Consider the following 6,494-nt stretch of genomic DNA (forward strand, 5'->3'; position numbering starts at 1 on the left):
ACGCCGATTTTACTAATCGGAAAGGTAAAAGAATTGACATTTGGGGGAGGGTTCGTTAGTTTCCAACAACGCCGATTTTACTAATCGGAAAGGGGCCCCATTTGAAAGCCTTACTGGCAGCCAGTTTTGGCCTTCAAATTCGCGGGGGTGCGATCGTGCTGTCAATAAGGGCAGTTTATTCTCAATGAGACCATTGAAAACAAGGCTGAAACCCTTACAGCGCGAGGCATTCGCGGGGGTCAACGAGAGAATCCGGGTTTCAGCCACTGGCCGACCCCCGCGAAACCGACTCCTCAAGTATGGCATTAGTCCCTGAAAAAACAGCACAAGTGTAACTCTCAGTCATTGCCTTATAAGCTGATAGGCAGTCATACCATAAAGAAAAGTTTTACTTTGAGTTTGCTGGCGTTTTCAGCTAAATCTTCTGCAATCCGCTCATTTTCTGGTAGCGATCGCCGCCTGATTCTGCATTATCTTACGCCTTGCCTGCAGTTGTTCCTTCAACCTGTCTGAGATGAATATGCTTGTAGCCCAGCTTCAGGTCAAACTCATCCCCCGGCTTCAGCTTCAGTTCCTGCGTGTAGGCAGAACCAATCACAATCTGACCGTTCTGATGCACTGTCAAACGGTAGGTGGCTTCTCGGCCTCGGCCATCTGACTTCGGCCCTAGATTGAGCCCTTTGGCTGCCAGCAGTGCTTCGTAGAATGACTCAAAATTCACCCGCACGCGATCGCTTTTGGTCTGGCTAGTGTAGCCACAAGCCTGAGCAATTTCTCGTCTGGAAAGGTGGGAAAGTTCTTGCGCTTTCTGTAGCAGCGCTTTGCCGGTCAACGGTTTAGATTGCCTCGTCATTCTCGCTCCAATTTCGGGTAATACTCAAATACATCGACTGTTCTAGCTTTACCTTATCCTTTAGGGCAGCTAGGCTATCACCTTGACACTGCCGCAGACGCCGCTCAAGTTCCCTGGAATAAGATTGGGGTTGAGGATACGCTGGCTCAGACGCTGTTTGGCTCCGATTCTGATAACGAGGCATAGGCTATAACACCCGCGTATAAAACAGAAAGATTACTAGCATAGCATCTAGAAATTGCTGGTCAAAAACATTGTCCATAACAAATGTTTTGTTTTTTGATGTATCTAGCAATAACCTTGTGCTTAGCTCAAATAGCTGTATCGATATAGTATACACATCATCTTAGATTTCTCTAATAACTTTATTCTTAAATAATAGGGATTTTAACTATAATTATTGAAAGAGATATAGATTCCTCAACCACAGCATGGTACTGGTCAAACTGATTGCTATTGGATTCGCTATCTATGCAGCCTATGCTTATTATCAAGGACGCAGAAGTAGAGTGCCAATCGCTCTGACTATATCAGGTGCAGCCTTTGCCTTTTGGATTTCCAGAGTTGTGATCAACTGGATTGAAAGCTTTCAATCTTAGGCGAAACTAAAGCTGCCTAGAACCTTTAGAGCAATCCCAGCTGCAGCATAAATGATGCAGCGGTTCCTAAACATCCTTTTCAATTCACGCGGCCTGATGCCGCGCTTAGTATTAACGGCTTCATATAGATAAGCTAGCGAAATTGCCATGCAGACAATCTCACCTAAGTCGAAAGTAAAAGAATGATTTTCGCTTACAGGTAAAAGCAGCGGTAATGTTGCATAAACTACCGCAATCACGACTAACGCCAGCAGAAAAGTTTTATCGTTCATCAATCACTATCCCAGCTCCATACCTTTGTCTTGTTCACGGTTTCTTGATGGCGCTTGAGGCGGTTGTCCCCTCAATTCTTGCGGTGACTTAGCACCCAACTTCATCCAGCGGCGGCGATCGCCTTCAGTTAGATCTGACACCTTGAGAATTTCGTTGCCATCAGCAACCACACCACCGCCGGTTCGTTTGTTGGTGACGCTAATTAGGCTGTCTTTCTGCTTGACCTGATAGATTCTGCCATCAGCTTGAAGGGTGCCCTCCTGGTCTTGATGAGCTAAGCCCACCTGTAAAGCAGACTGAACAAAACGCCGCGCATTAGCCGCAACACCCTGGCCCAGACCGGCCTGAGCGTCAAATTCAGCGAGGTCGCTTCGCATCTGTTTGGCTGCTGTCTGATTCAAACCGCTCACTTCTCCGGTTTTGACGGCTTTACCAAGCTGCGTAATCTGCTCTAAATCCTCTTCAGAGCGGCCCAAGGCTCTCGCTGACTTATACCAGTCACGCAGTTCCTCGACTGTAACTGCTTCCGAGTCATCCAGCAGCTCAGCCATCTCCTCATCCAGCAGCTCATCAGCACTGGCGATCGCTTCCTGGACAAACTCAGCCGCCGGTACTGCTTCACCGACAGGCTCAGCTTCGGTAGCAGATGATTGATCCATTTCTAGCTCGGTATAGGCAATAACCGCTAGCAGCCTATCGCGCTGGACTTCCGGTAGCGATTCGATTTCAGAGCGCAAGCGGTCTAAAGTTTGCCGATAGTCGAAAGGTGCTGCTTCATTCGGCTGAGGCTGTTCCTCTAGTTGATAGTCCGATTCCTCTAGTTGGTCACCGGCTGCTGATTCTAGTGCGTCACCTGCCGCTGACTCTGCTACCGTTTTCGGCGGCTCTATAGGTTCGATGGGTTCTGACATCGCGGGTTTTCCCGGCTCGGCTGCTGTAGTTTGAGATTGCGCTGCCACCGGCTCTGGTTCTGGCGACTGCATGGCCTTAGCCGCTTCTGCAAAGCCCTGCTCCCTAATGTTCTGAGCAAAGATGCCTGCAAACGAGCGATCTCGGTTTCGCGCCTCACCAAAAGGCCCGCCTACAGCAGTCTCAGCTAAGCTCAAGCTGCCCTCATCTGACAGGTTGAAGACCATCTCTGAATCAATAAAAGCATCCCCGTTCTCAACCAGCGTGTGATACAGCAGGAGCTGGTCATCATGGCGCTCAATGTTCAGCGGGATGTATGGCTCGTTCTCGACCTTGAGATAAAACTCTTCATCGGCCATCACTGCCTCAGAAAGGCCAGCTTCTTCGAGAAACTTACCGACCTGTTTCTCGGCCTTACCCCGCTGCTGCTTCCACCCACCGATACGAGGAGTTTCCTCTGATTCTGGCGGCGCTGCTGCTTCGGGTTCCGGTTGTACTGGTTTTGTCTTTCCCGGAGAGCGCATAGGCTGTGCATCCTCTTGCTGGCTGCTCTCTGTCAATGCTTCCAGTTCATCTCTGTAACCGCTGACGCTAAGTTCTGGCTCCTGCCTTTGCAGCACTCTATCGGCTTGCTCGGCAAAATCTGGCACATCCACCCACACATCCTGGGGGGAATCGCCTTCTCCAGATACGTCATAGCCGACTTGCACCTGTACGCGATCGCCCTCGATGCGAATGTCATCTGGCAGAAATAGCTCATAGTTGTTTCTGCCTGCCTCACCCTCAGTCAGGCTGGTGTATAAACCTTCTGCTTCAGCATCGAACTCTGGATCAACCTGGAAGTTTAACCCCTTGCCCTGACTGACAACTTCCTTGACCTGCTCAACCTTGGCCTCTAACTCGGCTGAGTCACGCTGTTGTGGCGCTGTTTTCGTAGTTTCTGTCTGGGGCTGCTCTGGTTCTGGCTGCGAACCTGCCGTATCGTCAACGGCTAGTGACTCTGGCTCAGCTTGCTCCACTTTGCTAGGTTCTGATTCCGGCTCCGCTTCGTCAGGCTCCGGTACTGAATCAGGAGACAATTCTGCTGGGCGATCGCCCGCTATCTCGTCACCTGCTACCAGCTCATCTAAAGCCTCTGACTCGCTATTGGTTTCCTCTGGCTCCTGAAAAGCCGCTTCTAGGAGATCGCGGAAATTATCTAAATTTGCTAGGTCTACAGACGGCGGTAGACCTGCCTTTTCAACCACATCCTCCACCGAATCTGACCAGGTGAACTCAGGTATCTTTTCACCAACTAGCTCCCGTGCCTCATCAAGGTGCGTGACAGCTTCTAGCTTTTGATTGCGGCTTTCCTGAATGTAGCTGACGACATCCTCTAGCTGGTCGGCTGAGAACTTCGCTTCCATCCGATCGCTAATCGAATAGAACTCATCGCCCATCGCCTCTATCAGTCCTTCATCAAGGATGATGTCTTTCTGCTTCTTACCTGTTTGCAGCACATAATCACCCTCCTGCTGTTTAAGCGTCATCTGCTCGTCAGCGGTTTTGACAATACCCTCACCGTTGGTTATCTCCATGAACTGACGCACGTTGCGCGGCGCTGGTAGCTCAACTGGCGTCTCAGACAGCTCGCGCTCCATATCGTAGCCCTTGGGCAAGAGCAGCATCGGCTCAATCTCACCGCCTGACTTAGTGGCGTTGATGATGCTGCCCTTGTTGCCATACTGCTCAGCGGCTCTCAGCAGGTTGCCGGTCAGTGCTTGCCTCACTTCCCGCTCGCCTGACTGGCGCTCATCAAATTGGGGCATCACCTCTTTGCCCGTCATCGTCTTTTCAACAGCGGTTACATCAACTGACCCCATCCGGTCGCTGTTGAGCTTGGAGAGCGGTATCGGCACCTCCCGGTTTGAATCGGCAATCGAAACGCTCATCTGCCACTTGGAAGCCGCCACCGGATTCGAGTCACCAAAGCTGTTTTGAGACTCATCTGAACCATCCAGCATCGCCTCTAGAGAGCGGCCCCGCTTGCTGATATCACTCACTGCTCCATAGAAAATGCGACCGTTATCGGTGGCTAATCTGACTGCTTGGCCCAGGCGGTAGCGCTTGAACTGGGTGAGCTGGGTTTTCTGTTTCTCAACCCGCTTGGTTTCTTTATCAAAGGCCGCTTGGCGCTTCTCCGGGTCTTGGTAGCGTTGCCCAATCTTGGCCCGCTGCTGCTCCATATACTTCTCTGCTGCTTTGTCTGCTTGCTCTAGCAGGTTGCTGGAAAACGCCTGAGATCGCTCATCGACGGCCTCAAAATCATGGTCTTCAACTGACTCAACCGGATCGAGGTCTAGTTTGCCGCGCACCTCATTAATCACCTCTAGCTGCGTCTTCGGCCTGCTCTGAGACTTGACATCCATCACTTCGACCTGAACGCCCTTACTGAAGGCTGAACGCCCATCCTTAGGCGGCACAATTTCAGCCTGAGCCAAAGAGCGAGCATCAAGGTCTACTGCTTCGGCTTCCAGTGGGTTATTGCCTAGCGCTTTCTGCTGCTCCACAAATGAGCTGTATTCTTCCTCCAGTAGCTTGTAAAAGGATTCCTGCTCATCAATTGGCAGCAGCGGTAAGCGTCCGGTCACCTTGGCGATCGCTCCCTCCTCAACACTCTCTAAGTCACCCGCACCTTCTGAAGAAACCTTGATCGGATAATCTAGCTTTTCATTGATTTCGGGGTACTCGCTGAGGATCTGCTCAGCGACCGCATCGCCGTAGCGGTTGAAGAAGTCGGGAATCTCCGAGGTATCAAAACCCGCATTCTTATCGGCGGTCGTGTTGGCGTTGAGTGAAGCCATCTTCTTCTCTAGCAGCGCGGCTGGCCGCTTTTCATCTGGGGTATCGCCCATCAGCAGCGTGATGCGTGGCGGCACGACCTGGCCGGTGCGATGGGCACGGCCCAAGGTCTGCATGAAGTCATTGATGTTGCGCTCAGCTTGACCCACAATCATGTGACAGCGGCGTTGGTCCGCGAACTTTTCAGAAGCGTGTAGGGAAATGCCGGTAGCTCCAGAGCGATTGAGCAGAATCACATCAGACTTACCGCTGTTAAAGCGATCTGTCGCTCTGACCTTGCCTGCTTTACTGGTCTCCCGGCCACTACGCCGCCTGTACGTGGCGTTGCCGTCGCTATCGTACTCTAACCGCGCTTTGCGACCTGTAATCTCCCCCATGCTGTAGCCCGCATCCTCAATCCGCTGCTTGATGTGGTCGATGGGTGAAACCGGAAAGTCTAGCTCGGTCTCCTCAATCAGAGCCTCAGCCGCTTCAAAGGCCGCGACCGCATCCGGCCCCAACTCGGCATCACTGAGCGGTCTGCGGGTGGTGGTGCCGTCATAGTCTTTCTCCAGCACATCCCGGCTGCGCTCCAGGTAGCGCGTCAGGATATCGCTGAAGTCAGCCGTAAACTCATCCCCAGGAGCAATATCGTTCTCATCGGCGTAGTTCTCGATGAAGCTGCCCATCGTGTTAGAGACTGTCAGAATCGGCTTTTCACCTTGCTCTAGAGAGGCGATCGCTTCATCGGCCATCTGATCCGCTTTTCACGCTAGCAAGCTCTGGTCAATGACGTTGTGCATCAGCGCAGTGAAATTGACTGACGATGCACCGGCTTGGCCAACAGAGCTATCTTTACCGACCTTCTTGGCATCGGCCTTGAGAGACTTGTCCAAATCCTTCAGCCGCAGTCGCGGCGATGATTGGGGCCGCAATCGCTCGGTGAGTAGACCTTATCGGAAATTGAACCGATAGGATGATTAGTGTCAGGAGCATCGACCCGAGACATTCAATGAAAGTGACCTATGCCGAGTTACGGA

At 51.8% G+C, this 6,494-nt stretch carries 4 protein-coding genes; all 4 read right to left on the reverse strand.

What is annotated here, in order from left to right; genetic code table 11:
• Positions 1-475: 475 nt before the first annotated feature.
• The 4 genes from QJQ48_RS27280 to QJQ48_RS27295 all read right to left on the reverse strand — a co-directional run bounded on the left by QJQ48_RS27280 (position 476) and on the right by QJQ48_RS27295 (position 6,389).
• On the reverse strand, positions 476-853 hold the full coding sequence (locus QJQ48_RS27280) for an AbrB family transcriptional regulator (RefSeq protein WP_346294381.1): 378 nt from the start codon (positions 851-853) through the stop codon (positions 476-478).
• Positions 854-1,448: 595 nt separating this feature from the next.
• A complete protein-coding gene (locus QJQ48_RS27285; protein ID WP_346293162.1) occupies positions 1,449-1,724 on the reverse strand; it encodes a hypothetical protein in 276 nt (91 codons plus the stop codon).
• A 6-nt stretch (positions 1,725-1,730) separates the two neighbouring features.
• Positions 1,731-6,209, reverse strand: coding sequence for a strawberry notch C-terminal domain-containing protein (locus tag QJQ48_RS27290; protein WP_346294382.1), 4,479 nt, complete (start codon positions 6,207-6,209; stop codon positions 1,731-1,733).
• 12 nt (positions 6,210-6,221) lie between these two features.
• A complete protein-coding gene (locus QJQ48_RS27295; protein ID WP_346294383.1) occupies positions 6,222-6,389 on the reverse strand; it encodes a hypothetical protein in 168 nt (55 codons plus the stop codon).
• Between the last annotated feature and the right edge of the window lie 105 nt (positions 6,390-6,494).

Origin of the sequence: Sphaerothrix gracilis Ecp01, from assembly GCF_030405905.1 — a bacterium.
GTDB classification, from domain to species: Bacteria; Cyanobacteriota; Cyanobacteriia; order Phormidesmidales; family Phormidesmidaceae; genus Sphaerothrix; species Sphaerothrix gracilis.